This is a genomic window from Nigerium massiliense (genome assembly GCF_000826085.1).
GTDB classification, from domain to species: domain Bacteria; phylum Actinomycetota; class Actinomycetes; order Propionibacteriales; family Propionibacteriaceae; genus Propioniciclava; species Propioniciclava massiliense.
This window is the reverse complement of sequence record NZ_CCYM01000002.1, coordinates 381,610-406,219: the sequence shown is the minus strand read 5'-3', so window position 1 is coordinate 406,219 and position 24,610 is coordinate 381,610. Positions and strand designations below refer to the sequence as shown.

Annotated in this window: 27 protein-coding genes; 19 read left to right on the top strand and 8 right to left on the bottom strand. The window is 72.3% G+C overall.

Going from position 1 to position 24,610, the window contains the following annotated elements; translation table 11 throughout:
• The first annotated feature begins 113 nt into the window (after window positions 1-113).
• Window positions 114-1,403: an endonuclease/exonuclease/phosphatase family protein gene (locus tag BN1187_RS03370; protein ID WP_040159866.1), complete on the top strand. Its 1,290-nt coding sequence runs from the start codon at window positions 114-116 to the stop codon at window positions 1,401-1,403.
• Between the two features lie 72 nt (window positions 1,404-1,475).
• Here BN1187_RS03370 and BN1187_RS03365 read toward each other — a convergent pair whose 3' ends face one another.
• Window positions 1,476-2,300, bottom strand: coding sequence for a DUF1206 domain-containing protein (locus BN1187_RS03365; protein WP_040158713.1), 825 nt, complete (start codon window positions 2,298-2,300; stop codon window positions 1,476-1,478).
• 98 nt (window positions 2,301-2,398) lie between these two features.
• Window positions 2,399-2,821, bottom strand: coding sequence for a hypothetical protein (locus BN1187_RS03360; RefSeq protein WP_147675062.1), 423 nt, complete (start codon window positions 2,819-2,821; stop codon window positions 2,399-2,401).
• Window positions 2,822-2,905: 84 nt separating this feature from the next.
• Between BN1187_RS03360 and BN1187_RS03355 the strand changes: the two genes are divergently transcribed.
• Both BN1187_RS03355 and BN1187_RS03350 read left to right on the top strand, forming a co-directional pair.
• Window positions 2,906-3,589, top strand: coding sequence for a hypothetical protein (locus BN1187_RS03355; protein WP_147675061.1), 684 nt, complete (start codon window positions 2,906-2,908; stop codon window positions 3,587-3,589).
• A gap of 32 nt (window positions 3,590-3,621) precedes the next feature.
• Complete coding sequence (locus BN1187_RS03350) at window positions 3,622-4,227, top strand: VOC family protein (protein WP_040158708.1); 606 nt, start codon at window positions 3,622-3,624, stop codon at window positions 4,225-4,227.
• A gap of 629 nt (window positions 4,228-4,856) precedes the next feature.
• Here the strand turns inward: BN1187_RS03350 and BN1187_RS03345 are convergent.
• Both BN1187_RS03345 and BN1187_RS03340 read right to left on the bottom strand, forming a co-directional pair.
• A complete protein-coding gene (locus BN1187_RS03345) occupies window positions 4,857-5,672 on the bottom strand; it encodes an SDR family NAD(P)-dependent oxidoreductase (RefSeq protein ID WP_040158705.1) in 816 nt (271 codons plus the stop codon).
• Window positions 5,673-5,714: 42 nt separating this feature from the next.
• Window positions 5,715-6,164, bottom strand: coding sequence for an ankyrin repeat domain-containing protein (locus BN1187_RS03340; RefSeq protein WP_052462235.1), 450 nt, complete (start codon window positions 6,162-6,164; stop codon window positions 5,715-5,717).
• Between the two features lie 136 nt (window positions 6,165-6,300).
• Between BN1187_RS03340 and BN1187_RS03335 the strand changes: the two genes are divergently transcribed.
• Window positions 6,301-7,731, top strand: coding sequence for a TIGR01777 family oxidoreductase (locus BN1187_RS03335; protein WP_040158702.1), 1,431 nt, complete (start codon window positions 6,301-6,303; stop codon window positions 7,729-7,731).
• An 86-nt stretch (window positions 7,732-7,817) separates the two neighbouring features.
• Here BN1187_RS03335 and BN1187_RS03330 read toward each other — a convergent pair whose 3' ends face one another.
• Window positions 7,818-8,237 (bottom strand): hypothetical protein, encoded by a 420-nt coding sequence (locus BN1187_RS03330; protein ID WP_040158699.1) that lies wholly within the window; start codon window positions 8,235-8,237, stop codon window positions 7,818-7,820.
• Window positions 8,238-8,472: 235 nt separating this feature from the next.
• Between BN1187_RS03330 and BN1187_RS03325 the strand changes: the two genes are divergently transcribed.
• The gene (locus BN1187_RS03325; RefSeq protein ID WP_052462234.1) at window positions 8,473-9,066 is read left to right on the top strand and encodes a DNA-3-methyladenine glycosylase; all 594 of its coding nucleotides are present in this window, start codon (window positions 8,473-8,475) and stop codon (window positions 9,064-9,066) included.
• A 521-nt stretch (window positions 9,067-9,587) separates the two neighbouring features.
• Here the strand turns inward: BN1187_RS03325 and BN1187_RS03320 are convergent.
• Together BN1187_RS03320 and BN1187_RS03315 are read right to left on the bottom strand one after the other, a co-directional pair.
• Window positions 9,588-10,439 (bottom strand): metallophosphoesterase, encoded by an 852-nt coding sequence (locus BN1187_RS03320; RefSeq protein WP_052462233.1) that lies wholly within the window; start codon window positions 10,437-10,439, stop codon window positions 9,588-9,590.
• A 12-nt stretch (window positions 10,440-10,451) separates the two neighbouring features.
• Window positions 10,452-11,015, bottom strand: coding sequence for an inorganic diphosphatase (locus BN1187_RS03315; protein WP_040158697.1), 564 nt, complete (start codon window positions 11,013-11,015; stop codon window positions 10,452-10,454).
• A 97-nt stretch (window positions 11,016-11,112) separates the two neighbouring features.
• Here BN1187_RS03315 and dacB point away from each other — a divergent pair, with 97 nt between their 5' ends.
• From dacB to BN1187_RS03245, 14 genes are all read left to right on the top strand, one after another.
• Window positions 11,113-12,447: a D-alanyl-D-alanine carboxypeptidase/D-alanyl-D-alanine endopeptidase gene (gene dacB, locus BN1187_RS03310; protein ID WP_052462232.1), complete on the top strand. Its 1,335-nt coding sequence runs from the start codon at window positions 11,113-11,115 to the stop codon at window positions 12,445-12,447.
• Window position 12,448: 1 nt separating this feature from the next.
• On the top strand, window positions 12,449-13,438 hold the full coding sequence (locus tag BN1187_RS03305) for a zinc-dependent metalloprotease (RefSeq protein ID WP_040158694.1): 990 nt from the start codon (window positions 12,449-12,451) through the stop codon (window positions 13,436-13,438).
• The gene (gene tilS / locus BN1187_RS03300; RefSeq protein WP_040158690.1) at window positions 13,438-14,436 is read left to right on the top strand and encodes a tRNA lysidine(34) synthetase TilS; all 999 of its coding nucleotides are present in this window, start codon (window positions 13,438-13,440) and stop codon (window positions 14,434-14,436) included. The genes BN1187_RS03305 and tilS overlap by 1 nt, the downstream gene beginning before the upstream one ends.
• Window positions 14,437-14,454: 18 nt before the next feature.
• A complete protein-coding gene (gene hpt, locus BN1187_RS03295) occupies window positions 14,455-15,006 on the top strand; it encodes a hypoxanthine phosphoribosyltransferase (protein ID WP_040158687.1) in 552 nt (183 codons plus the stop codon).
• 136 nt (window positions 15,007-15,142) lie between these two features.
• Window positions 15,143-17,365, top strand: coding sequence for an ATP-dependent zinc metalloprotease FtsH (ftsH, locus tag BN1187_RS03290; RefSeq protein WP_040158681.1), 2,223 nt, complete (start codon window positions 15,143-15,145; stop codon window positions 17,363-17,365).
• Window position 17,366: 1 nt separating this feature from the next.
• Window positions 17,367-17,930 (top strand): GTP cyclohydrolase I FolE, encoded by a 564-nt coding sequence (gene folE, locus BN1187_RS03285; RefSeq protein WP_040158678.1) that lies wholly within the window; start codon window positions 17,367-17,369, stop codon window positions 17,928-17,930.
• The gene (folP, locus tag BN1187_RS03280; RefSeq protein WP_040158675.1) at window positions 17,927-18,763 is read left to right on the top strand and encodes a dihydropteroate synthase; all 837 of its coding nucleotides are present in this window, start codon (window positions 17,927-17,929) and stop codon (window positions 18,761-18,763) included. The genes folE and folP overlap by 4 nt, the downstream gene beginning before the upstream one ends.
• Window positions 18,764-18,806: 43 nt before the next feature.
• The gene (gene folB, locus BN1187_RS03275) at window positions 18,807-19,187 is read left to right on the top strand and encodes a dihydroneopterin aldolase (protein ID WP_235750571.1); all 381 of its coding nucleotides are present in this window, start codon (window positions 18,807-18,809) and stop codon (window positions 19,185-19,187) included.
• Complete coding sequence (gene folK, locus BN1187_RS03270; protein ID WP_052462231.1) at window positions 19,184-19,723, top strand: 2-amino-4-hydroxy-6-hydroxymethyldihydropteridine diphosphokinase; 540 nt, start codon at window positions 19,184-19,186, stop codon at window positions 19,721-19,723. Before folB ends, folK begins: the two co-directional genes overlap by 4 nt.
• On the top strand, window positions 19,720-20,280 hold the full coding sequence (locus BN1187_RS03265; protein ID WP_052462230.1) for a DUF3180 family protein: 561 nt from the start codon (window positions 19,720-19,722) through the stop codon (window positions 20,278-20,280). Before folK ends, BN1187_RS03265 begins: the two co-directional genes overlap by 4 nt.
• A gap of 4 nt (window positions 20,281-20,284) precedes the next feature.
• Window positions 20,285-20,917: a hypothetical protein gene (locus tag BN1187_RS03260; RefSeq protein WP_147675060.1), complete on the top strand. Its 633-nt coding sequence runs from the start codon at window positions 20,285-20,287 to the stop codon at window positions 20,915-20,917.
• Between the two features lie 72 nt (window positions 20,918-20,989).
• On the top strand, window positions 20,990-21,325 hold the full coding sequence (locus BN1187_RS03255) for a GntR family transcriptional regulator (protein ID WP_235750566.1): 336 nt from the start codon (window positions 20,990-20,992) through the stop codon (window positions 21,323-21,325).
• A complete protein-coding gene (locus tag BN1187_RS03250; protein ID WP_040158666.1) occupies window positions 21,322-22,320 on the top strand; it encodes a DUF1648 domain-containing protein in 999 nt (332 codons plus the stop codon). Before BN1187_RS03255 ends, BN1187_RS03250 begins: the two co-directional genes overlap by 4 nt.
• Window positions 22,321-22,345: 25 nt before the next feature.
• Complete coding sequence (locus tag BN1187_RS03245) at window positions 22,346-23,305, top strand: CPBP family intramembrane glutamic endopeptidase (protein ID WP_052462229.1); 960 nt, start codon at window positions 22,346-22,348, stop codon at window positions 23,303-23,305.
• A 26-nt stretch (window positions 23,306-23,331) separates the two neighbouring features.
• Here BN1187_RS03245 and BN1187_RS03240 read toward each other — a convergent pair whose 3' ends face one another.
• On the bottom strand, window positions 23,332-24,468 hold the full coding sequence (locus BN1187_RS03240; RefSeq protein ID WP_147675059.1) for an NADH-quinone oxidoreductase subunit D-related protein: 1,137 nt from the start codon (window positions 24,466-24,468) through the stop codon (window positions 23,332-23,334).
• Between the last annotated feature and the right edge of the window lie 142 nt (window positions 24,469-24,610).

Here is a 24,610-nt window from a genome sequence, read left to right as displayed (position 1 = left end):
CACGCGAGGCGTCCGTTGTGCGGCCGGTCCGCTCCCAGCCCCGGAGCTTGTTCAACCGCTTGTCACCTGCAGGGTGTGGACCCGGCGGTGGCCGGTTCCTACCGTGGGTGCTCATGCTGACCACATCCCGCAAGGCGCTCGCGGCCCTCGCTGCCGCGTCCGCCGCGTCCATCGCCTTCGGCGGCATCGCCCAGGCGACCCCCGCGACCACCGTCTCCTCCACCACTCCCGACCACCGCGGCGGCCACCATCGCCTCGACAAGGACGTCCGGTTCTCGACGTTCAACGCTTCCCTCAACCGCAACGCGGCGGGTGACCTCGTCAAGGATCTCTCGACCCGGGACAACGCCCAAGCCGCGGCGGTCGCCGAGATCATCCAGCGGACGAACCCCGACGTCCTGCTCGTCAACGAGTTCGACTACGTCGAGGGCGGCAAGGCAGCCGAACTGTTCCGCAGCAACTACCTCGAGGTGGGCCACAACGGCGCCAAGCCGGTCGAGTACCCGTACTACTACGTCGCCCCGGTGAACACCGGCGTCCCGAGCGGGATGGACCTCAACAACGACGGCACCATCGGCGGCCCCGACGACGCGTACGGCTTCGGGGTCTTCCCCGGCCAGTACGGCATGGTCGTCTACTCCAAGTACCCGATCGACACCGCGCACGTCCGGACGTTCCAGAAATTCCTGTGGAAGGACATGCCGGGCGCGCTGCTGCCCGACGACCCGGCCACGCCGGCCAAGGCCGACTGGTACTCCAAGGACGAGCTGGCGAAGGTGCGGCTGTCGAGCAAGTCGCACTGGGACGTCCCGATCCGCGTCGGCGGCAAGACCGTCCACTTCCTGACGTCGCACCCGACGCCGCCGGTGTTCGACGGCCCCGAGGACCGCAACGGCCGCCGCAACTTCGACGAGATCCGCTTCTGGTCCGACTACGTCACCGGTGGACGGGCCGCCCGCTACATCTACGACGACCAGGGCCGCCGCGGCGGCCTCGACCGGGGGGCCCGCTTCGTGGTCGCCGGGGACCAGAACTCCGACCCGCGCGATGGCGACTCGCTCCCGGGCGCCATCAACCAGCTGCTCGACAACCGCCGCGTCAACGACTCCCGGACGCCGACCAGCAACGGCGGGCCGGAGGCGTCCCGGCTGCAGGGGCTGGCCAACCTTACGCACCGCACCCCGGCCCGTTTCGACACCGCGGACTTCGGCGATGCCATCGGATCGTCCGGAAACCTGCGCGCCGACTACGTGCTGCCGAGCCGCAACCTGCCGATCAAGGCGTCCGGCATCTTCTGGCCGACGCTGTCCGACCCGCTGTCGCGGCTGACCGGCGTCTACCCGTTCCCGTCCAGTGATCACCGGCTGGTCTGGGTGGACGTCCGCCTCCCGCACCGGCGCTGACGAACCGACCGACCGCATCGGGCGGCGTCCCTCGCAGGGGGCGCCGCCCGACGGCGTTCTCGTCGTGCGCGCTCACAGGTCCTCGTAGCGGGCGCGGAAGAAGGAGAACACCCCATAGAGCATCAGCCCGATGCCGACGACGGCCAACAGCTGCGTGCCGGCGGGCAGTCCCGCCATCGAGCGCAGCGCGGCGTCGAGCCCGCGGGCCTGGGACGGGTCGGCCCGAATGCCGGCCCAGCAGAACAGGACGCCCACGGCCACCAGGGCGATGCCCTTGGCGACGAACCCCGCCATGCCGCTCGCGATGAGCACCCTGGACGCCTGCCTGCCGGGGCGTCCACGCAGGTCCTCGGTGAACGTTCGGCTCAGGCCTCGATAGACGTGGTAGATGCCGATGCCGATGACGACCAGCCCGACGCCCACCACCAGCGCGCGTCCGGCGGGGCTGGCGAGGAAGGGGGCGGTGATCGACTCGGTCTGCTGGCCGGACGACTTGCCTGCGCCCATCGTGAAGCGCGCCGCGGCGACGCCCACGACGAAGAACACGATCGCCTTGCCCGCGTGCGACACGCCCTTGGAGACCTTCTTCTTCGCCTCGGTCTGCCGCCGGGACTCGAAGTAGGCCTCGAGGAGGTTCCAGACGCCGAGCGCGCCCATCGCGACCGCGGCGGCCGCCAGCAGGACCGTGCCACCCGGTGCTTTCGCGATCTGGGAGAGCGCCCCCGACTGGTCGGCGCTGTCGCCGCGGGCGCCCCTGGCCACCTGCAGGGCGATCCAGCCGATGAGGATGTGCACCAGGCCGCTGACGACGAACCCCGCTCTGGCCGCGACGCGGAGCGCTGGGGATTCCTCGGCCCGCGCCGCGGCGTCCTCTGCCTGCCGCGCCTTGTCGTTCATGGCCACATTCTCCCCTACGCGGGAGGCAGGAAATCCCCGGGCGACGGGTCGCCTGGGCCGCCCGGACGGGCGAGTCGGCGACCCTGTTCTGGGGTCGGTCAGCGCCGCCGGCGGGAGCGCGGCTCGTCGGTCGCCGGCTCGGCGATGACCTCGGCGAACAGGGCCGCCGTCTCGCGCTCCAGGGCGCGTCCCACCGCCGCGCGGCCGTCGCGCGGCATCGCCGCGAGGAGGGTCGCGCGCTTGCGGAGTGCCGCGCTGGCGGTCGCGCAGGAGTCTGCCGTGGGCTGGGGGAGCGTGACCTCGCGCAGGTAGGCGTCGATGGCGTCCAGCTGGCGCAGGAGTCGCCGGCTCGGATCGCGCTCCATGACCGCCAGCCGCATCTGGTGGAGCAGGGAGCGAGCGGCGCCGGTGAGGCGTCCGTCCTTGTTGAGCGCGCGCCACGCGCGGTGGGTGCCGCGGGCGCCCGCCGCCGCCACGTGCGCCACCCGACTCAGTTCGCCTCGTCGATCTCGGCTGTCCATGCATCCTCCTCGGTGAGAGTGGTCACGATAGTCGCCTACGATGGATCCCCGTCGAGAGGGGACCGCGTGGCCAGGGCGGGATATGTGAGGGTAGCGACCGGGGTGAACCTGGAGCGTGATCAGGCGCAGGTCGAACTCGCGAAGGCATGCCGGGACGTGTTGTTGGACGCTGCGTCCTCCCACGAGACCATCGTGACCGTCAAGCAGTTGGCCGACGCAGCCCAGAGCCGCAGCGGTATCCGCGTCGGCCGCCCCGTGGACGCCTGGCTGGGCGAGGCGCTGACGATGGTGGCGCACGTCGGGCAGCGCCTGGGCGAGCCCGCGCTCACGTCCCTGGTCGTCGGCCCGGACGGCTCACCCGTGGCCGCCTACGACGAGTCGCTGCGCATCGCCGGGCTCCCGGTCGTCTCCGGGGAGGCGCGGGAACGGCAGGCCGCAGCCGCCCGGCTGGAGTGCTATCGCAGGTTCGCCGACGACGTTCCCGAGGACGCCGAGCCCGTCGTGGGCCCGCTCGTCGTCGGGCCCGTGCGGTCGGGGCAACGCGTCAAGGCGACCCGCGCGGGCTCGGCCCGGCGTCCCGAGGCGCGCGCCGCGTCCCGGGCGGGTGGGGCGTCCGCGCGGACGGAGGCCGGCGGACGCTCGGCGAAGCCCGCCCGACCGCGCCGCGACCCCGATGAGAACCGGGCCCCGTTCGTGGTGTGCTCGTCGTGTTTCCTGCAGACGCCCCCCGGCGACGAGTGCCAGAACTGCGGAGCTCCCCTGCGCTGACGGTGCTCGAGTTGCGGGTGAAGAATGGGCCCATGGCCACTCTCGATCACCTCGTCATCGCCGCGCCCACCCTCGACGAGGGGCGCTGGCTCGCCGAGACGCTCGGGGTCGAGCCGTCCCCGGGCGGCCGGCACGCCGGACTGGGGACGCACAACGCGCTCGTCTCCCTCGGTCCCGACAGCTATCTGGAGCTCATCGCCCGCGATCCGGACGCCCCGGCGCCCGAGCGTCCGCGGCCTTTCGGACTGGACACCCTTGACCTGACCACCGGGCCACGGCTCATCCACTGGGTGGCGCGGGTGGACGACCTCGACCACCCCGACGCCATCGCGATGCAGCGCGGAGAGAACCGCTGGCGGTTGACCGTCCCCGCCGACGGGCATCTGCCGGGCGGCGGCGTCGAGCCGTCACTCATCGCCTGGGAGACGCCCCGGCCGTCCACCTCGCTGCCAGATCAGGGTTTGCGCCTCGTCGAACTGGCGCTGGTCACGCCCGACCCGGACGCGCTGGGGGACACGCTCAGCGGGCTGGGGCTGGCGGACGAGCGCGTGGTCGTCCGTGACGGGGACGCCGTCGGCCTGCGCGCCACGCTGGAGCGGGCGACGCCCGGCGGGGAGAAGGTGCGGATCGAGCTGTAGCGCAGCTCGGTTCCGGGGCCGCGGGGGCGCTTCGTCGGGGCCGGAGCCTGTGATCTCCGGCGTGAGCACGGGTGCCCTGTTGCGGCCGGTCTGGTCGTCGAGAGGGCCCAGGCGATGGCCGTTGTCCCTGATATTGGGGACGCATGGTGATGTGGAACCTATGTCCCTATTTGCAGGGACGAAAGTACCAAAGAATCGTCGTTATCGAGTGAAACCCCTAGTCACGACGGTGACGAAAGTACCGAATGGCGCGAGATGTCGATTAGGAATCGCGCCTTCCGAGGTGCATAGTTATTCCCGGAGGCGGGAATGACCGACCGGCTTCGACATTGATTGTTCGGATCTGTTGGGGGATAGGTCCGCGCCGGGAGCGTGGGGGGATTGATGCTCTCGGGGCCGCAGGGCAGGGGGAGTGGCCCGGTTGATGGGGGGGAAATGGTCGTCTGGGGGTGCCTGACCAGCACCTCGAGGTGACGTGTCGATCGCAGCGTGCTGACCACGCGCTGATGGGAGACGAACGGAGACATCCGCGCTGACCACGTGGATCGTCGACGGTGTAGAGGGCAGCTTCTCTGCGGCGGGGGAACCCGGAGGAGTTGCCCTTCTTCCGTTAACGGCCTGGTGAAGGGTCAGGCCACCATCGCGGCGGTGGCCTTCCACAGGTCGTCCACGAGGCGGTCGTCCCGCACTTGCCTGTTGGGCACCCTCGCCCGGCGCTTGACGTAGTACTGGCCGGACGCCCAATCGCGGGGCGGCGTGCCGGTGGCCAGCCAGACGAGCTGGTCGGCACCCTGGGCGGGGGAGACCATGAAACGGCGCCCGAGGGCGGACGTCCACAGCTTCGAGGTGAGCCCGCGGCTCTGGTGGGCGAAGCTGCTCGCCACCACCCCCGGGTGGAACGCGGCGGCCGAGACCCCGTCGAGAACGCACGCGCGATGCAGTCCCCGGGTGAACAGGACGTTGAGCAGCTTGGCGTTGCAATAGGCCGGCCACTTGCCCCAGCGCCGCTCGAGCTCGAGGTTGCGCAGGTCGATGTGCCCGCCCGTCGACGCGACGCTGGAGGTCGAGATCACGGACGCCCGCGACTCGATCAGCCGGTCGAGCAGCAGGTTCGTCAGCAGGAACGGCGCCAGGTAGTTCACCTGCAGGGTGAGCTCGTGGCCGTCCTCGGTGACGATGCGCTCGCCGAAGATGCCGCCGGCGTTGTTCGCCAGCACGTCGATGCGCTCGTACCGGTCGCGGAGCTGCTGGGCGAGCCGGCGCACCTCGGTGAGCCGGGAGAAGTCGGCGAGGAACGCCTCGCCGTGCACCTCCTCGGCGACCCGGCGGGTGCGCTCGGGGTTGCGCCCGACGACCGCGATGTGGTGGCCCTGGGACGCGAGTTCGCGCGCCGCGGCAGCACCCACCCCGTCGCTGGCGCCGGTGATGACGATCGTGCGGGCCATGTCTGCTCCTTCGGTCGTGGACGGCGGTCGTCCGGTGTCAGCCTAGTTCGCGTCCGGCCGCGGGCCGTCGCTGTGCCCCTGCCCCTCGGACGCCCCGGCCGCCTCGTCGAGCACCGCGCCGATGGCGTCCAGGCCGAAGAACCGCGCGATCTCGCGGGCCGGTTGCGCGCCGAGCTTCGGGTCGGCGCCGGCGTTCAGGAGCATCCGAACGATCTCCTCCGACTGCCGGAACACCGCGCACGCGATCGCGGTCTGCCCGCGGTCGTTGATGCGGTCGGGGTCCGCGCCGCGCTCGAGAAGCCCGGCGGCGATCTCAGGCTGCTCGCGGTAGGCGGCCAGGATGAGCAGGGTGTCGCCGTTGGAGTTGGTCAGGTTCACCGGGACGCCGGCGTCGACCGCCGCCAACAGGGTGCGGTCGCCCTCGCGGGCGGCATCGAACAGCCCGTTGAGGGCGTCGAGTTCGGCGGGGGACAGGTCGTTCGCATCGCTCATGCGGTTCACGGTACCGAGCCGGCTCGCGTCCGTCGCCGTGCTCGGCCGGGCGCAGCGGCGAGATCGGCGCCCGGTTCATCGCGGCGGTCCGGGAAGGGGTAGCGGTTCCGGACGCGGATGGCAGTAGCGTCGTGTCATGCCGGTCTTCGAGCACACCGCCACCTATCCGTACCCGCGCGACCACGTCTGGGCCTGGCACGAGCGCCCGGGCGCGTTCGTCCGCCTGACGCCGCCCGGAATGGCCACCGCCGAGGGCGAGGACGCGGGGCTCACGCCCGGCTCGGTCATCACGCTGCACGTGAGCCACCCGGTCGTCTCGGGGGCGGCCGGCATGCTCGGGCTGCGGGTCCGGCCGCACGTCGGCTGGACGCTGCGCCATTTCGGCCTCGTGCCCGGCGAGCGGTTCATTGACGAGCAACTCAAGGGGCCCTTCCGCTCCTGGCGCCACGAGCACCTCTTCGCGGACGCCCCCGGCGGCGGAACCACCATCACCGACCGGGTCACGTGGGAGTTCCCCGCGCCCCGGTCGCTCGTCGAGTCCCAGCTGGTCCGGTTCTTCCGGTTCCGGGAGGCCCAGCTGCGCGACGATCTCGCCTTCCACGCCGGTCACGCCGCGGGCGAGGCCCGCCACGTCGCGGTCGCCGGGGCGTCCGGGTTGATCGGGACGCAGCTGTGCGCCCTGCTCACCACCGGCGGCCACCGCGTCACCCGGCTCGTGCGCGGACGCGGGACACCCGACGAGCGCCCGCGCGACGGTGAGATCGTCTGGGACCCCGGCCAGGCCGATACGGGGGCGGGCGGGCGTCCCGGGCGCCTCGAGCCGTCCGCGCTGGCCGACGTGGACGTCGTCATCAATCTGGCGGGCAGCCCCATCGCGCGGCGCTTCTCGCGCACCGGCAAGCAGCAGCTCCATCACTCGCGGGTCAGGGCGACCCGCACCATCGCGCAGGCGCTGGCCGAGGTGGGCGACGGCCGCGGACGGACCCTCGTCCAAGGCTCCGCGGTCGGCTACTACGGGGCGCGGCGTCCCGGCGAGATCCTCACCGAGGACGCCGCCGCGGGCTCCGGCTTCCTGGCGGACGTCGTGCAGCACTGGGAGGGCGCCGCACGGCCGGCCGAGGACGCGGGGCTGCGGGTCGCGTATCTGCGGACCGGCACGGTGCTGGCCGAGTCGGGCGGCATGCTGCTGCCGCAGCTGGCGTCCTTCGGAGTCGGGCTCGGCGGCCCGCTGACCGAGCCGGACGCCTACCTGAGCTGGATCGCCCTGGACGACGCCGTCCGCGGGTTCGCGCACGCCGCCCTCGCCCCGGACGCCTCGGGCCCGTTGAATCTCACCTCGCCGGAACCGGTGACCCAGGCCGAGTTCGCCGCCGAACTGGGCCGGACGCTGCACCGTCCGAGCGCGGTCCCGCTGCCGAGCTGGGCGCCGAGCGCGGTGCTCGGCCGCGGCGCCACGGACCAGATCGTGCGCACCGATCAACGCGTGCACACGCGGCTACCCGAGACCGGGTTCGAGTTCGCCTACCCGGAGCTTGGTCGCGCGCTACGGCACGTGTTGCGACGCTGAGGAGGTCGTCGAGCGCACGGCTGGCACCCCGCGCCGGCCCGTGACGGGCGTGTGTCAGTGCCGGGTCGTGTCAGTCTCGGTGGGTGTCAGTGTCTATCCGTGTCAGTGCCGGTCCGGGCGCGGCGGCGGGAACGGCGTCCGAAGAGGGCCCGGCCACGCTCGCGAGCCGGAGCCTGCTCGCCGTGCTCGTGCACGACGGGTTCGTGCCCGCCGCGGCGGGCGGGGCGCACGCTCTCGCGCCGGATCGGAAGCGGCTCGGGCCGGGGTAGCCGGTCGATGTGCGCAGCCTCCGGGGTCGACCGCCAGTCGGCGAGGAAGTCGAGAAGTTCCCCGAGCCTGCGGGGCTCGACGGCGGAGACGACGCCGGAGATGAGATCGAACCAGCCCACGGGGACGCCGTCGCCCGAGCGGATGTAGAGGCGGTCGTACTCCTGGCGCTGCCAGCGCTCCACGCGCCAGTCGGACGGGTAGGACGGCGACGAAGCCGTGTCTTTCTTTCGATCCACGGTGTCCCCCTCCCGGCGTATCCGTTGCTGTGAGCCCGTCACCGCGAGAAACCCGGTCGGAGCGGACGTCCCCAGTTTCGGCCGTCCGAGGCCTTCCTTCCACAGGGGTGGGCGAATCGCTACCAATCCGGGACCTGACGTCGCGAAGCGTGTGGCAGGGTGAACGACCGTGCCCTCTGTTTCGCCGCCGTCCCCGGAAGGGGGCCCCGTCACCTCCCGGCCAACGGACGCGACGGTGCCCGTGCTCAGCCGCCCGGCTCTGGACGCCGCCCCCGCCCTGCTGGGCTGCCTGCTGCGCGTCGGGGACGTGGCCGCCGTCATCGTCGAGGTGGAGGCCTACGAGGGTGAGTTCGACCCGGCGTCCCACGCGTGGCGCGGCCCAACCAGGCGTAACGAGGTGATGTTCGGCCCCGCGGGCCGGCTGTACGTGTACCAGATGCACGGGCACCACTGCTGCAACGTCGTCTGCGGCCCGGAGGGCCGGGCCAGCGCCGTGCTGCTGCGGGCGGGGTCGATCGTCGCGGGAGCCGAGCGGGCCCGGGAGCGGCGGGGCGGCGTCCCCGACGCGGCCCTGGGGAGGGGGCCCGGCAACCTGTGTCGAGCCCTCGGCATCACCGCCGCTCACAACGGGGCCGTGCTGGGCGGCCCCGAGGTCGTGCTGGAGCCCGCGGACGCCGTCGCGGCGGCGCGACGCAGGGAGGTGGCGTCCGGCCCGCGGGTGAACGTCTCCCGGGCGGCGGATCGGCCCTGGCGGTTCTGGCTGGCGGGTGACCCGGCTGTCTCGGCGTTCAAGCCGCATCGACCCAAGCAAAATGTGAGCGGGTCGTGAGCGTCGAGGCTCACGACCCGCCTGCCGCCCGCGGGGGGAATGCGGGTCGGCTTCCCCAGGGGGACCAATCCCGGGGGCTGAAGCCCTCTCGTGCCGGTCGGTCACTGAGTCGACGACACGAGAAAGCTCCGTCTTGGGGGATCCCCGCAGGGATCCGTTCCACTCGAAAGCTGGCTTCGAAATGACCGGTGTTCTCATCGGTCATCCCCATTCTGCACCAAGACGGGACATATGTCTCTACCTCGCGGAAGGGACACTTTCGTCGATGCCGAATTCCGGGGCTTCGTGAGTCGAGTTCCAGTGTCAACGGTAGCCAGCGCCGCGTTGGCGAGACAGGCACTTTCGTCTCGTCCTGATAGGAGAAAAGTATGAAATGTCCCCTGGCCGGGTGACGAGAGGTCACCCGGGCAGGGGACACTAATGCGCATTGAAGCCCGAAAAGGGACGCCTTTTCACTTCACGCGAGAAAGTGAACATGCGTGACAGTGTTTTGGAATGCGCCGCTGCTCACGCACAGATTCTTAGGATTTTCTCAGCTTCGCGGTGTCCGCCGGGGTGATCCTCTGGTGCACGAGCGCGCCGCGGGTGAGGCCCACCGTGGTCGACATGACGTCGGCGGGGTAGAGCTGCACCAGCGCGAAGCCCTGGCCTGCGTCCTGGCCGCGCAGGGTCAAGCCGTCGGTCAGGTCCTGGGTGTAGGTGAGCGAGGTGGCGCCCGACACCGGGATGCCCGCGAAGGTGCCGTGCGAGGGCTGGTGGAAATGGCCGCCCAGGATGAGCCGGACCCCCGAGCCGCGCACGGCCTCCGCCACGGGCTGAGGGTTCGTCAGCGGCCAGAGCCCGGCAGCGGTCTGCAGCGGCGGCAGCGGGGTGTGGTGCATCACGAGGACGGTCCCGAGGGGCGGGTCCGGCTCGGCGAGGCGGTCGGCCAGCCACCCCAAGGAGGAGTCGGCGACGAGGCCCTCGGGGCGTCCGGGCAGGTTGGTGTCCAGCAGCAGGAACCGCACGTCCCCCACGCGGTGCTCCGCGTTGTACGGCTCCTCTGATGGCGCCTGCCCGAGCAGGCCGGCGCGGAAGGCGGCCCGCTCGTCGTGGTTGCCGTTCAGCCACAGCACCGGGACGCCGACGGACGCGGCGGCGTCCTCGACCTGCCGGCGCAGCCAGGCGTAGGAGTCGGGGCTGCCGTCGTCGCTCAGGTCCCCGGAGAACAGCCACGCGTCGACCGGCTGGTCCCAGGACGTCAGCACGTCCAGCGCGCGGGAGGTGGTCGCCCGCGAGTCGACGCGGCCCCCGACCAGCGGATCGGCGGCCGCACGGATGTGCGAGTCGCTCAGGTGGGCGAGCGTGAACTCAGGGGCGGGGAACGCGTACACGGTCGGGACGGATCAGGCCTCGAGTTCGGGACGCGGGGTGAACTCGTTGGCGAAGGAGGTGCCGCGGGCGCGCTCCCAGCTGGCCTGGATCTCCTTCTCCGCCTCGCTGCGGCCCACCCACGTGGCCCCCTCGACGGACTTGCCGGGCTCGAGGTCCTTGTAGACCGCGAAGAAGTGCTCGATCTCCAGCAGGTTCAGCGCGGGCAGGTCGTCGAGCTCGGTGATGCTGTCCTGGCGCAGGTCGGCGGTGGGGATGGCGAGCACCTTGTCGTCGCCGCCCATCTCGTCCTTCATGCGGAACATGCCGATCGCGCGGCACTCGATCAGCGCGCCGGGGAACGTCGCCTCGGGCAGCAGCACCATCGCGTCGAGCGGGTCGCCGTCCTGGCCCAGGGTTCCCTCGATGAAACCGTAGTCGTTGGGGTACTGCGTGGCGGTGAACAGAGTGCGGTCGAGGCGGATGCGTCCGGTGAGGTGATCCATTTCGTACTTGTTCTTGGTGCCCTTGGGAATCTCGATCGTCACGTCGAACCGAAGGCTGGGCTTGATTCGTGGGCGAGCGAACGACTTGGACATCCGGGACCTACCTTTGTGTCGATGGCACGGCTAGTGAACGTTTGCACCCTATCGTTTAGCGCATGATCCCGGCATCCGCGCAGAAGGACGGATCGCGGTGACGGCCCTGAAGCGAGTGCTCGTCGCCGCCGTCGCGGCGTCCCTGACCACGACCCTGGTGCTCTCCCCGGCGACGCCGGGGTGGACGGCTCCAGGCGGGAGATCGGGCCCGCTGCCGGTCGCGGACACGCTCCCCCCGGCGGTGCTCGAGGGCGTCCAGCGGGGCCTGCCACGCAACCCCGCGGTCGTGGGACAACGCATCTCAGCTATCAAGAAGGACGGCCTGCCGTCGATCGGGGCGATGGTGCTGAACCGCGACGGCGAGATCGTCTACCAGGCCGGAAACACGCCCAAGACGCCCGCGTCCACGATGAAGGTGCTGACGTCGGTCGTCGCGCTGGACGTGCTGGGCGCCGAGAGCCGGCTGCAGACCACGGTCGTGCAGGGCAGAGCCATCAACCAGATCGCGCTGGTCGGGGGCGGGGATCCCCTGCTGCAGAGCACCGCCGACCGTAGGCCCGGTGCGGCGTCCCTCGACCGGCTCGCCGCGGCGACGGCGGCGAAGCTGAAGGCGAAGAAGGTGGCGACCGTGTCGCTGACCCTGGACGCCACGCTGTTCTCCGGGCCGGCCTGGAACGCGGACTGGCCGCAACAGTTCCAGTGGTCCGTGGCTCCCATCACCGCGCTGAAGGTCGACAACGCGCTGAGCACGCCCGGCAGCCTCAACCGCGACAAGTCACCGGTCGACCACGCGGGCCGGGCCTTCGTGGCGGCGCTCGCCGCCAGGGGTATCAAGGTCACCGCGACCAACAAGGGCAAGGCCGTCCCCGGCACCGAGACGCTGGCGAGCGTCTCGTCGCCGCCGATCTCGGCGATCGTCGAGCACACGCTGTCCGAGAGCGACAACGACGCCGCCGAGACGCTGGCGTTCCTCGTCTCCGCCAAGCGCGGCAAGGCCGCGTCGTTCGCGGATTCGCGCGCGGTGCTGACCGACGAGCTGACCCGGCGCGGACTGTTCGACCCGGGCATGTTCGTCGCCGACGGCAACGGCATCTCGACGCGCAACCGCATCACGCCCGGGGTCCTCGCCCGCGCGATCCGCCAGGGCGTCGAGGACCCCAACCTCCGCTACCTGCTCACCGGGCTCCCTGTCGCCGGCGTGACGGGGACGCTCGCCGGTCGCTTCCAGGAGCCGACGATGGCGCCCGGACGCGGCCGCGTGCGCGGCAAGACCGGCTCCATCGCGTCCGTCGACGGGCTGGCCGGCTACGTCACCAGCAAGGACGGCGAGCGCTACTCGTTCGCCTTCGTGCTGAACGGGGCGCCCAGCGAGGCCCGCGGCCGGCAGTGGATCGACCAGGCCGCCTCCGTGCTGGCGAACTGCGGGTGCTGACGTGACCGACCACCCGCTGCCCGTCGTCGACCTCGGCGCCGCAGGCCGCGTCGGTTACCTCGTTCCGGCGGGGCCGCGGCTGAGCGAGGGGGCGATCGAGGGCGTCGTCGACGGCCTCCGGGCGGCGATGGCCGCCTCCGTCGCGCCCGTCGCCGAGGTGACCGGGCTCAGCGCGCCGCCCGACCAGGGGATGCGCGTCGTCAGCCGGGCGGGCTGGGTGCGGCAGAACTGCGCCATGGCCGGCGACATGCTCGAGCTGGCCGCCCGGACACCGCTGCGGCGGCCGTCCGGGCCGCGCGAGCAGGTGGAGGCCCGCGTCAACGGTGCCCAGCTCGGCGGCGCGCTGGCGTTCATGGCCACCCGCGTGCTCGGCCAGTACCTGCCGTTCGGACGCGACCCGATGCTGCTGCTCGTGGCGCCCAACGTCGCCTCCGTCGAGCGCGAGCTGGGGGTCGACCACGCCGACTTCCGGCTGTGGGTGTGCCTGCACGAGCAGACGCATCGCCTGCAGTTCCATCAGGCCCCGTGGCTGCGCGACTACCTGATCCGACAGATGGGCGCGCTCCTCGAGCAGCCGCAGCGGAGGATTCCCGCGCGCGAGGGGCTGCTGCGCGGCTCGGTGCTGGACGCGCTGACCACCCCCGAGCAGCGGGTCGTCTTCGAGCGGATCTCCGGGGTGATGGCGCTGCTCGAGGGCTACGCCGACGTGATGATGGACCGCGTCGGCCCCGACGTCGTGCCGACCGTCGGGCACATCCGGCGGCTGTTCGAGAAGCGTCGCTCGCGCGGCGGCGTCCACGCCCTGCTCAACCGCCTCCTCGGGATGGACCTCAAGCTGGCCCAGTACCGCGACGGCGCCGCGTTCTGCCAGGCCGTCATCGCGGCCGTCGGCGTGGACGGCCTCAACGTCGTCTATTCCGGCGCCGGCCTGCTGCCCAGCATGGAGGAGATCCACGACCCGCAGCGCTGGTTGCGCCGCGTCCACCCCTGATGGCCCGCCGCGCCCTCACCGACGCCCAGCTGAGCGTCCGTCAGGCCGTCGCCGCGCTGGCGCCCGAGCCGTGGCTGGTCGCGTGCTCGGGCGGGCCCGACTCGTTGGCCCTGGCCTGGGCCGCCGGTTCGCTCGCCCGTCGCCGCGGGACGCCCTGCCGCGCGCTGGTCGTCGACCACGGCCTTCAGGAGGGCTCCGACGTGGTGGCCGCCCGGGTCGCCGAGACCCTGGCCGCGCTGCCCGATCCGTCCTCGTCCTCCGGAGTTGCGCTGAGGCTGGACGCGACGGTCGTCCGCGTCGACGTCGCGCCCGGGGGCGGGCCGGAGGCGTCCGCGCGGCGGGCGCGTTACGCCGCCTTCGAGGAGCAGGCGCGGCCGGGGGAGCAGGTCCTGCTCGGTCACACCCTCGACGACCAGGCCGAGACGGTGCTGCTCGGCCTGGCCCGCGGCTCGGGGACGCGGTCGCTGGCCGGGATGCCGGCGGCGCGCGGGCCGCTGCTGCGTCCTCTGCTCGGGGTGGGTCGCGAAGTCACGCACCGCTGCTGCGCCGACCTCGGGCTGACGCCGTGGCACGATCCGCAGAACGCCGACGATCGGTTCGCCCGCGTCCGGGTGCGCAACCGGGTGTTGCCGTTGCTGGAGCGCGAGCTCGGCCCCGGGGTGCGTGAGGCGCTCGCCCGCACGGCAGCGCTGGCGCGCGAGGACGCCGACGTCCTGGACGCCTTGGCTGCCGCGGCGGCCGGGGAGGCGGGGGAGCCCGGCGCCGGGGACACGGGCGAAGGCGGCGCGCTGGACGCGACCTGGCTGGCCGGGCTGGCCCCGGCCGTCCGCTCCCGGGTGCTGCGCGGCTGGCTGGCCGGGTTGGGCTGCGTGGACGTCTCGGCGGGGCACGTCGCCGCGGTGAGCGACCTGGTCGTCGCCTGGCGCGGCCAGCGCGGCGTGGACGTCCCCGGAACACGGATCGTGCGTCGCGACGGGTGGTTACGGGCGCAACGCTGAGCCCCTAGACTGCCCAGAGTGCACGCCTCGGACATCGAAAATGAGCTGACGGAAGTCCTTTACACCAAGCAGCAGGTCGACGACCGCCTTGCCGCGGTGGCCGCCCAGATCGACGCGGACTACGCGGGCAAGGAAGTGCTGTGCATCGGCGTCCTCAACGGCGCGGTCATGGTGATGGCCGACCTCACCCGCCACATGAAGAGCCACCTGCAGATGGATTGGATGGCGATCTCGTCGTACGGCGCCGGGACGAAGAGCTCCGGCGTGGTGCGCATCCTCAAGGACCTGAGCGCCGACATCGAGGGCCGCGACGTGCTGATCGTCGAGGACATCATCGACACCGGCCTGACGCTGGCCTACCTCGTGCAGAACCTGCGCTCCCGCAAGCCGGCGAGCCTCGAGATCATGACCATGTTCCGCAAGCCCGACGCGCTCAAGAGCGACGTGGACGTCCGCTACGTCGGCTTCGACCTCCCCGACGAGTTCGTCGTGGGCTTCGGCCTCGACTACGCGGGCCGCTATCGCAACCTCACCGACGTCGGGACGCTCGCTCCCCACGTCTACAGCTGAGCGCCGCACGCCCCCGTCTCAGGCTCCGAGGTGACGGCGGCCGTCCTCGCAGGGCGAACGCACCCCTCCAGCGGCGGCGGCGCGGGCGTCGGGTAGTCTCGCCGGAGCACGTCTCGACCCTTCTTTGAGGTAGCCCATGAAAGCGTCCCGGGTGTTCCGCTCGCCCCTGTTCTGGATCGTCGCGATCTTCCTGATCGTGATGCTCGGCATCAACTGGTTCGGCGGCGGCAGCGGCTACCGGCAGGTGCCCACCTCGCAGGCCGTCGCGGTCATCAACGGCAACCAGCCGCTGGCCGAGGTCGTCCTGGTGGACGGCGACCAGGAGATCCGCATCGAGCAGAAGGACCAGGCGCGCACCCGCATTCGGGCGAACTGGGTGGGCAACCAGAGCCAGGGCCTCGTCGACAAGCTCAACGAACGCGCCGCCGCCGGGACGCTGGACTCCTGGCGCGCCGAGGTGCCCGACCGCGGGCTGTCGATGGTGCTGCTGAGCCTGCTGCCGTTCCTCATCATCGGCGCCCTGTTCCTGTTCATGATGAACAACGCTCAGGGCGGCGGGAACCGCATCCTCGGCTTCGGCAAGTCCAAGGCCAAGGTGATGAGCAAGGACACCCCGCAGACGCTGTTCTCGGACGTCGCGGGCTGCGATGAGGCGATCGAGGAGCTGCAGGAGATCCGCGAGTTCCTCGCCGAGCCCGGCAAGTTCCAGGCCGTCGGCGCGAAGATCCCCAAGGGCGTCCTTCTGTACGGCCCGCCCGGCACCGGCAAGACGCTGCTCGCCCGCGCGGTCGCGGGCGAGGCGGGCGTCCCGTTCTTCTCCATCTCGGGTTCCGACTTCGTCGAGATGTTCGTGGGCGTCGGCGCCTCCCGCGTCCGCGATCTGTTCGAGCAGGCCAAGGACAACGCCCCAGCGATCATCTTCATCGACGAGATCGACGCCGTCGGACGGCACCGCGGCGCCGGCATGGGCGGCGGCCACGACGAGCGCGAGCAGACGCTGAACCAGTTGCTCGTCGAGATGGACGGCTTCGACGTGCGCGGCGGCGTGGTGCTGATCGCCGCGACGAACCGGCCGGACGTCCTCGACCCGGCGCTGCTGCGTCCGGGCCGCTTCGACCGGCAGATCCCGGTGGAGGCCCCCGACATGGCCGGCCGCCTGCAGATCCTGCGCGTCCACGCGGTCAACAAGCCGATGGGCAACGACGTCGACCTCGCGTCGGTGGCCCGCCGCACGCCCGGTTTCACCGGCGCCGACTTGGCCAACGTCCTCAACGAGGCCGCGCTGCTCACCGCGCGGCAGAACCAGCACTACATCACGATGCCGGCGCTGGACGAGGCCATCGACCGGGTCATCGCGGGCCCGCAGAAGAGCTCGCGCGCGATGAACCAGCGTGAGTTGCTGATCACCGCCTACCACGAGGGCGGCCACGCGCTGGTCGCCGCCGCGATGCCCGGCAACGACCCGGTGCAGAAGGTGACGATCCTGCCGCGCGGCCGGGCCCTCGGCTACACGATGGTGATGCCGGACGCCGACAAGTACTCCCAGACCCGCGGCGAGCTGCTCGACCAGCTCGCCTACATGATGGGCGGACGCGCCGCGGAGGAACTCGTCTTCCACGACCCGACGACCGGCGCGTCCAACGACATCGAGAAGGCCACCAAGGTCGCCCGCGCGATGGTCACCCAGTACGGCATGACCGAGCGCCTCGGAGCCGTGAAGTTCGGCGGCGACAGCAGCGAGCCGTTCGTCGGCATGCAGGCCGGCATGGGCGGCTCGCGCGACTACTCCGAGGAGATCGCCGGCATCATCGACGAGGAGGTGGCGTCCCTGATCGGCACCGCGCACCAGGAGGCCTACGACGTCCTCAACGAGAACCGCGAGGTGCTCGACGAGCTCGTGCGGCAGTTGTTCGACAAGGAGACCCTCGACAAGGCGCAGGTGGCCAAGGTCTTCGAGCCCTTGATCAAGCGCGACCGCCGTCCGGCGTGGACGGGCTCCGACAGCCGGCAGCCGTCCGACACCCCGCCGGTCGAGCCCCCGCCCGCCAAGCCGAAGGAGCCCGGCCGGCTCTACCCCGTGGACGTCCCCGGCGGCCAGCTGCCCGGCGGCGGTCAGGGCCCCTACCCCGGGCCCGGTGGCCAGCCCGGTCCCTACCCGGGCCAGGGCGGTCCGCTGCCCGGACCGCAGCAAGGCGGCCCGCTGCCCCCGCAGGGCGGCTGGCCCGGCAGCGGCGGACCGCAGCAGGGCCCCGGTCCCGGCCAGCAACCCGGACCCGGCTGGCAGCCCCCGGGCCCGGGCGCTGGCCCGCAGCCCCCGAGGGGCGGCGGGCAGTGGGGCGGACCGAACGGACGGTCCTGACGTGGCGGTCGACCACGACCGCATCGCGGCGGCGGTCAGGGAGATCCTGCTGGGCATCGGCGAGGACCCCGACCGCGACGGCCTGCGGGACACCCCAGCCCGCGTGGCCCGCGCCTGCGACGAGCTGTTCGCCGGCCTGACCTCCGACCCGGCCGAGCTGCTGGCGACGACGTTCGACATCCACCACGAGGAGATGGTGCTCGTGAAGGACATCGAGCTGGTGAGCGTCTGCGAGCACCACCTGCTGCCGTTCACCGGCGTCGCGCACGTCGCCTACATTCCGTCCAAGGACGGCCGCGTCACCGGGTTGTCGAAGCTCGCCCGCCTCGTCGACGTCTACGCGCGCCGGCCGCAGGTGCAGGAACGGCTCACCGGCGAGATCGCCGACGCGCTCGTGACGCACCTGCGCCCCCAGGGCGCGATGGTGGTCGTGGAGGCCGAGCACCAGTGCATGACGATGCGCGGCGTCCGCAAGCCGGGCTCCAAGACCGTCACCAGCGCCGTCCGCGGCGGGCTGCGCAACCCCGCCACCCGAGCCGAGGCCATGAGCCTCATCATCGGATGAGCGCCGCGTCCGGGGCCTACCGGGGCCGCACGCTCGTCATGGGCGTGCTCAACGTGACGGCGAACTCGTTCTCCGACGGGGGCCGATGGCTCGAGCACGCGGACGCCCTCGCGCACGGCCTCGAACTCGTCGCCCAGGGCGCCGACATCGTCGACGTCGGCGGGGAGTCGACGCGGCCCGACTCGGAGCGGGTGGCCGAGGACGTCGAGCTCTCCCGCGTCGTCCCGGTCGTGGCCGAGTTGGCCGCCCGCGGAGTCGAGGTCTCGGTCGACACCACCCGGGCGTCGGTCGCCGCCGCGTCGCTGGACGCCGGCGCCACCTGGATCAACGACGTCTCCGGCGGCCTCGCCGACCCCGCGATGCTGGGCGTGGTCGCCGAGCGCGACGGAGGGTACGTGAGCATGCACTGGCGCGGGCACGCCACCGAGATGGGCGCCAACGCGGTCTACGACGACGTGCTCGCCGAGGTCCTCGCCGAGCTGGCCCAGCGCCGCGACGAAGCGCTCGCGTCTGGCATCGCGCCCGACAAGCTCGTCCTCGATCCGGGCTTCGGCTTCGCCAAGACCGGCGAGCACAACTGGACGCTGCTCAAGCATCTGGACGCCTTCGACGCGCTCGGTTACCCGTTGCTCATCGGCGTCTCGCGCAAGCGCTTCCTCGGGACGCTCCTCGCGGACGGCGGCGAGCCTCGCCCGGCCGTCGAGCGGGACGACGCGACCCTCGCCGTCACCACCTGGGTGGCCGAGCGGGGGGCGTGGGCCGTCCGCACGCACACCGTCCGTCCCCACCGAGACGCCGTCGCCGTCGTGGAGCGCCTGCGCCGCGAACCCTGACCCCAGCCGCCGTGAACCCGCCCCCGGCAGAAAGGACCGCCCCATGCCGCACGAGATGCTTGTAGGCACCGACCAGCAGCTCATCACCCTCACGGGGATCGAGGCCATCGGACATCACGGGGTGTACGCGCACGAGAAGCGCGACGGCCAGCCGTTCGTCGTGGACGTGACCTGCCGCCTCGTGCGGACGTCCCTTGCCGACGACCTGGCCACCACCGTCGACTACGGCGAGATCGCCGGCCAGGTCGTCTCGCTCATCGAGGGCGGCCCCTACGACCTCGTCGAGACGCTCGCCGACGTCATCGCGGACGCCTGCCTGGCCCGCCGCGCCATCGACGCCGTCGTCGTCACCGTGCACAAGCCGAAGGCGCCCATGCCGGTGCGGGTGGCCGACTCCGCGGTCACCGTGGCGAGGACGCGATGAGGTTCGCGCTCTCGCTCGGCGCCAACGTCGGTGACGCCCTGGGTACCCTGCGCGAGGCGGTCGCGGAGATCGCCGCGCTGCCCGGCGTCGTCGTGACGGGGGTGTCGTCGGTCTACCGCACCGCGCCCGTCGGCGGGGTCGAGCAGGACGACTTCTGCAACCTCGTCGTCGTCGGCGACACCGCGCTCCCGCCCAGGGACCTGTCGGCGGCCGTCCACCGCATCGAGGACGCGCACGGCCGCACCCGCGAGGTGCGCTGGGGCCCGCGGACCCTCGACATCGACGTCCTCGCGGTCGGCGACCTCCGCTCGGACGACCCCGAGCTCATCCTCCCGCACCCGCGGGCCCACGAGCGGGCCTTCGTGCTGGTGCCCTGGGCCGAGGTCGACCCCGCGGCCGAACTCCCGGGCCGCGGTCGGGTCGCGGACCTCGCCGGCGCCATCGACGCCGCCGGCGTCCGGCGGCTGCCGGGCGTCGACGTCCAGCCGAAACCCGGCGAGCGGACGCCCGCGGACGAGGGGGACCGGCAGCCATGAGCGACCCCACCGGCAAGCCGGAGCCCGGCGGCCCCGTCATCGAACCGACGACCCCGAGCTGGGTCGCGATCGCGGCGGCGCTCGGCGCCGGCGCCACCTACCTCGTGCTGGACGGCCTGCGCCGCGCCGGCCAGTCGCTGCCCCGCGTCGAGGCCATCTCGTGGGCCTCCGTCGCGATCATCGCCGCCGGCATCACCTACCTGGCCGTCAGCACAGGACGCCTCGTCCGCGAGCGCCGGGCCGACCTCGACAACTTGGCGGCCGTCAACCGGCTGCTGCTCGGTAAAGGCTCCCTGCTCGGCGGCGCGGGGCTCGGCGGGGCCTACGTCACGCTCGTGCTGATGTCGCTGTCCGGCTGGCCGGCGCCGCTGGCGCAGGACCGGGTGATCCACGGGTCCATCGCCGTCGCGCTGTGCGTGTGGTGGGCCGTGGCCGGCTGGTTCCTGGAACGGGCCTGCCGCGTCCCTCGGGATCCGGACGACACGCCCGAGGACGAGATCGAGGGCGGCGACACTCGCCGGAGCGAGCCGGGCGGCGACGGGCCGCCGTTATCCTGACCGAGTGACTCGACCACACGCCGCTCATCAGCTCACCCCCTCCCCGCTGCGACGGTTGGCGCGAAGCGTGCTCATCGTCGGGAGCGTGCTCGCGGTGCTGCTCAGCCTGGGCCCCGTGACGATGGTGCGCCTGGGCGTCGTCGTCGTCGTGGTCACCGCGATCGTGGTCTGCTCCGCCGCCTGGCGCGAGGTCGCGAACGTCCGCCGCCGGGCCGAGAAGCGCGCCGGGGACGCCCTCGCGCAACACGGCGAGAAGCTCCGCGAGGAGCGCCGGCGGCACGTCGCCGTCATGGGGGTGTTGAGCGACCGGGCCGAGGGCCTGCGCGTGCAGGCGGACCGGGCCGCCGGCCGCGCGGCCGCGCTCGCCGCGGTGAACGCCGGCCTGCGCGACGAGGTCGCCGAGGTGCGCACGGAGAACGCCATGCTCGGCGAGCTCATCCTCGACGCCCGGCACGACCGCGATCTGGCGCGCGCCGAGGCGTCCGAGCTGGGGGCCGACAACGACGAGCTGCGCTCCGAGCGCGACGGGCTGCTCGCCGAGAACGCCGAACTGCGCCTGGTCAACCACCAGCTCGAGGTCGAACTCATGACCCGCGACCAGGTTGCCGACGTCGTGGAGCTGCGCCGCCGCGCCTGAGGCCGGGCCCGTCCCCTCGGGCCCTTGCCTTCCTCCTAAAGTGCTAGTACAACTAGCACTATGTTGTGGTTGGTGGACCCGTCATCCGACCGCCCCCTGTTCGATCAGGTGGCCGCGTCGGTGCGCCGCGCCATCGCCGAGGGCGAGCTGCGCGAGGGCGAGAAGCTGCCTGCCGCTCACGAGATCGCCGGCAGCCTCGGCATGAACCAGAACACCGTGCTGCGCGCCTACCGCACCTTGCGGGACGAGGGGCTCATCGAGCTGCGCCGCGGTCGCGGCGCCGTGGTGTGCGGCGCGGTCTCCGACGCCCGTCTGACCGGGCTGGTGGACGACGTCCTCGCCGAGGGTGCTCGGCTCGGGCTCGGCCCCAGCGACATCGCTGACCTGATCTCGAGGAGAGACCGATGACCAGCACCGCCACCCCACCCAGAGACCTCGCCCCCGAGCCTGCCCGCGCCACCTGGATCCCGCTGGCCATCGCCGCGCTCGTGGCCGTCGCCGGGCTCGTCGCCGTCCTCGCCGTCCGCGCCGAGCTCCCCGATGTCGTCGCGACCCACTGGGGCCCGAGCGGGCGGCCGGACGGTTTCAGCTCCGTGACCGGCTCGATCGGCTTCGCCCTGGTGCTGCTGGCGGCCACGTCGATCGGGCTCACGCTGGTGGGCCGCGCCCTGCATGCGGCCCGCGACATGGCGCCGGCGACCTCCGGCGCCGCGGTGTTCCTCGGCGGCACCGTGTGGGGCTCGATCCTGGCCCAGCGCCAGGGCTCGTCGGCGTCGATCGACGGCCTGCTGCTCGGCTCGGGCGTCGCCGGAGTTGTGGTCGGCGCGCTGGTCTGGCTGGTCGTCCGGCGGCGCGATTCTGACCTGCCAGAGGCGCATTCCGGTGGGCTTCCGGCCGGCGCTCCCACTCTGGACGTCCCCGAGGGCGCCCGCCTCGCCTGGACCGGCCGCACCCGCGTCTCCCGCGGCGTGGTGATCTTCTCCATCGTGACCCTGGTGCCGCTGGTCGTGCTGACCGTGTGGCTCGCGGTGGCCGGCGGCACCGGCGTCGCGGTGTTCGTGGGCGTGCTGCTGGTGGTGCTGATCGCGTTGCTGGCCGGCATGGCGGGCCCCGTCACGGTGGACGCGCGGGGCGTCACGGCGTCCGGGTTCGGGTTCATCCGCTGGGTGCACGTGCCGCTGGAGACGATCGAGTCGGCGGGCGTCCAGACGATCGAGTACCCGCTGGGGGAGTACAGGGGCTACGGACGCCGTCGCGGCGTCGACGGGTCGGTGGCGCTCGTCACCTCCGCGGGCCCCGCGCTGCGACTGGAGCGCGCGCGGGACACCCCCGTCGTCATCACCGTGGACGACCCCGCCCGGGCCGCCGCTGTCGTCAACACGCTGATCCAGCGCCGGGGCTGAGCCCGGCCGACCGAGAGGACACCCGGTGTCACAGCAGAGCACGACGCCGACGCGACCGGCCACGCGGACGGGGTGGCGCGGCGTCCTCGTCTACTGCGTGCTGGCCTACGGGTTGGCCTGGCTGGTCTGCCTCCCCCTGTGGCTGGACGGCCGCGGCCTCGCGAACCCGCTGGCGATGCCGCTGGCCGTGGTGATGATGTTCACCCCGGCGGTCTCGGCGCTGATCGTCAACCGGTTCGTCGAACGCCGCTCGTGGCGCACGCTCGGGATCGGCGCGAGCCGGCCCGTCGGGCGGTTCCTCGGGTACCTCGTGCTCGCCCTGGTGGGGATGATGCTGCTCGTCGCGGCCGCGATGGTCACCAGCGCCCTGCTCGGACAGTACGCGATCGACCCTGGTCTGTCGGCGCTGCGCGCGCTACTCGAAGCCCAGCTGGCCCCCGCAGGGCTGAGCGTGGAGTCGGTCGGCATCCCGATGGGTGGCTGGGTGGCGATCGTGCTGGCCCAGACCGCCCTGGGCGGCCTCATCAACACGGTGCCCGCCTTCGGCGAGGAGCTCGGCTGGCGCGGCTACCTGTTCCCGCGCCTCAATGAGCTCGCCGGCCCGGTCTGGGCCGTGCTCGGCAGCGGCATCATCTGGGGACTGTGGCACGCGCCCCTGATCCTGTTGGGCTACAACTACCCGAGCAACCCGGTCCTCGGGCTGGGAGCCATGTGCGTCGTGGGGACGGTCGTCGGCGCCTTCCTGGCGTTCCTGCGCCAGCGCTCGAGCTCGGTGTGGCCCGCCGCGCTCGGACACGGGACGATGAACGCCGCCGTCGGCACGTTCGCGCTGGTCTTCAGCCGCGCCGGGGCGTCGGCGGAGACGCTGGACGCCACGATCATGGGCTGGTCCGGTTGGCCGATCCCGGTGCTGCTGACGCTGGTGCTGCTCCGGCGCCACGCGTTCGTCCCGCGGACGCCGCGCGAGTCCCCGACCTCCGCGTAGCGCGGCCTCAAGGGGCCCGCGGGCGCCTACTTGTCGAGGTCGCCGGTGACGTAGCCGAGCGAGGCGAGGACGATCGGCAGGTCGTCCGGGCGCTCGCCCCGCGCCGCGGCGTCCCAGGCGCTTACGTTGGCCATGGACGGGGTGCGCAGGCGCAGCCGCCACGGCGTCCGGTCGGCGCGGGACACGATGAACGCGCCGGCGCGGCCCAGCGGCGCCTCGACCTCGGCGTAGAAGTCGCCTTCGGGTAGCTTCACCGACTTGGGCAGGTGCGCGGTCAGTTCGCCCTCGGGCAGTCGCTCGGCGCACGCCCGCACGAGCCCCGCCGACTGGGCGACCTCGGCGGCCCACCAGGCGAACCGGGACGCGGCGTCGCCGTCCGACGGCGCCGAGGGCGGCGTCAGCTCTGCGGCCAGCGCGGGGTAGGCGAGGTCGGGACGGTCGCGTCGGACGTCCTCGCCGACCCCGCTCGCGCGGGCCACGGACCCGCTCAGCCCGTAGCCGGAGACGTCCTCGGGGCTCAGGACGCCGACGCCACGTCCGAGCCCGGTGCCGTCCAGCGCCTCGCGGAGGCGCAGCGCGAGTTCCGCGGCGTCGGCGTGGGTGGCGGCGGCGCGCTCGAGCCAGTCGGGCGTGGGGTCGACCGCGATGCCGCCCAGCCGCACCGCCATCGGGTGCAGCCGGTTCCCGGTCAGTTCCAGCGACCGCCGGCGCAGTTCTTCGCGGAGCCGCGAGGTGGCCAGGTCGGCGCGTCCCAGCCGGTGGGCGACGAACGAGAGATGCGCCAGGTGGCTGATCACCCGGTGGTGTTCGGCGAGTAATGTCCTGATCCACGCGGCACGGAACGGAATCTCAATGCCGAGTTCACGCTCGACCAAAGTTGCGACGACCAATTCGCCGAAGAAGGGTGCCTGCCAGTCATGCCGGTTCGCGAGGGAGAGGATCTGTCGGTAATCACGCACTTCGAACAGCATCTCGGCACCGCGGTGAAGCGCGCCGGGTTGCACGTCCAAGCGCTGGATCACGCCCTCGGCGAGCGTCATCTCCATGGTGAGGAGCCCCGCGCTCGAGGGATGATCGGGACCGAGATCGATCGTATTCTCTGCACTAAAGCGATCGGGATCGAGCAGCGAGCCGATGCCCAGGCTTGATGATGATTCGGTCACCGGGTAAGTCTAATACGTCGCCTGGTGGGGAATACCCGCAACAATGGGATAGGCTCGGCGTCGTCCAGGTAATCCTGGGCGTAAGACGACCACCCCTTCTTCCTTATGCGGATTCATAACATCGATTGTCCTGGAGGCTCAC

Excerpts from the sequence above, each read along its gene's own strand:
- BN1187_RS03370 (WP_040159866.1), top strand. The coding sequence starts at position 114 with ATGCTGACCACATCCCGCAAGGCGCTCGCGGCCCTCGCTGCCGCGTCC.
- BN1187_RS03365 (WP_040158713.1), bottom strand. The coding sequence starts at position 2,300 with ATGAACGACAAGGCGCGGCAGGCAGAGGACGCCGCGGCGCGGGCCGAG.
- BN1187_RS03360 (WP_147675062.1), bottom strand. The coding sequence starts at position 2,821 with ATGGACAGCCGAGATCGACGAGGCGAACTGAGTCGGGTGGCGCACGTG.
- BN1187_RS03350 (WP_040158708.1), top strand. The coding sequence starts at position 3,622 with ATGGCCACTCTCGATCACCTCGTCATCGCCGCGCCCACCCTCGACGAG.
- BN1187_RS03345 (WP_040158705.1), bottom strand. The coding sequence starts at position 5,672 with ATGGCCCGCACGATCGTCATCACCGGCGCCAGCGACGGGGTGGGTGCT.
- BN1187_RS03340 (WP_052462235.1), bottom strand. The coding sequence starts at position 6,164 with ATGAGCGATGCGAACGACCTGTCCCCCGCCGAACTCGACGCCCTCAAC.
- BN1187_RS03335 (WP_040158702.1), top strand. The coding sequence starts at position 6,301 with ATGCCGGTCTTCGAGCACACCGCCACCTATCCGTACCCGCGCGACCAC.
- BN1187_RS03315 (WP_040158697.1), bottom strand. The coding sequence starts at position 11,015 with ATGTCCAAGTCGTTCGCTCGCCCACGAATCAAGCCCAGCCTTCGGTTC.
- tilS (WP_040158690.1), top strand. The coding sequence starts at position 13,438 with ATGGCCCGCCGCGCCCTCACCGACGCCCAGCTGAGCGTCCGTCAGGCC.
- ftsH (WP_040158681.1), top strand. The coding sequence starts at position 15,143 with ATGAAAGCGTCCCGGGTGTTCCGCTCGCCCCTGTTCTGGATCGTCGCG.
- folP (WP_040158675.1), top strand. The coding sequence starts at position 17,927 with ATGAGCGCCGCGTCCGGGGCCTACCGGGGCCGCACGCTCGTCATGGGC.
- folB (WP_235750571.1), top strand. The coding sequence starts at position 18,807 with ATGCCGCACGAGATGCTTGTAGGCACCGACCAGCAGCTCATCACCCTC.
- folK (WP_052462231.1), top strand. The coding sequence starts at position 19,184 with ATGAGGTTCGCGCTCTCGCTCGGCGCCAACGTCGGTGACGCCCTGGGT.
- BN1187_RS03265 (WP_052462230.1), top strand. The coding sequence starts at position 19,720 with ATGAGCGACCCCACCGGCAAGCCGGAGCCCGGCGGCCCCGTCATCGAA.
- BN1187_RS03250 (WP_040158666.1), top strand. The coding sequence starts at position 21,322 with ATGACCAGCACCGCCACCCCACCCAGAGACCTCGCCCCCGAGCCTGCC.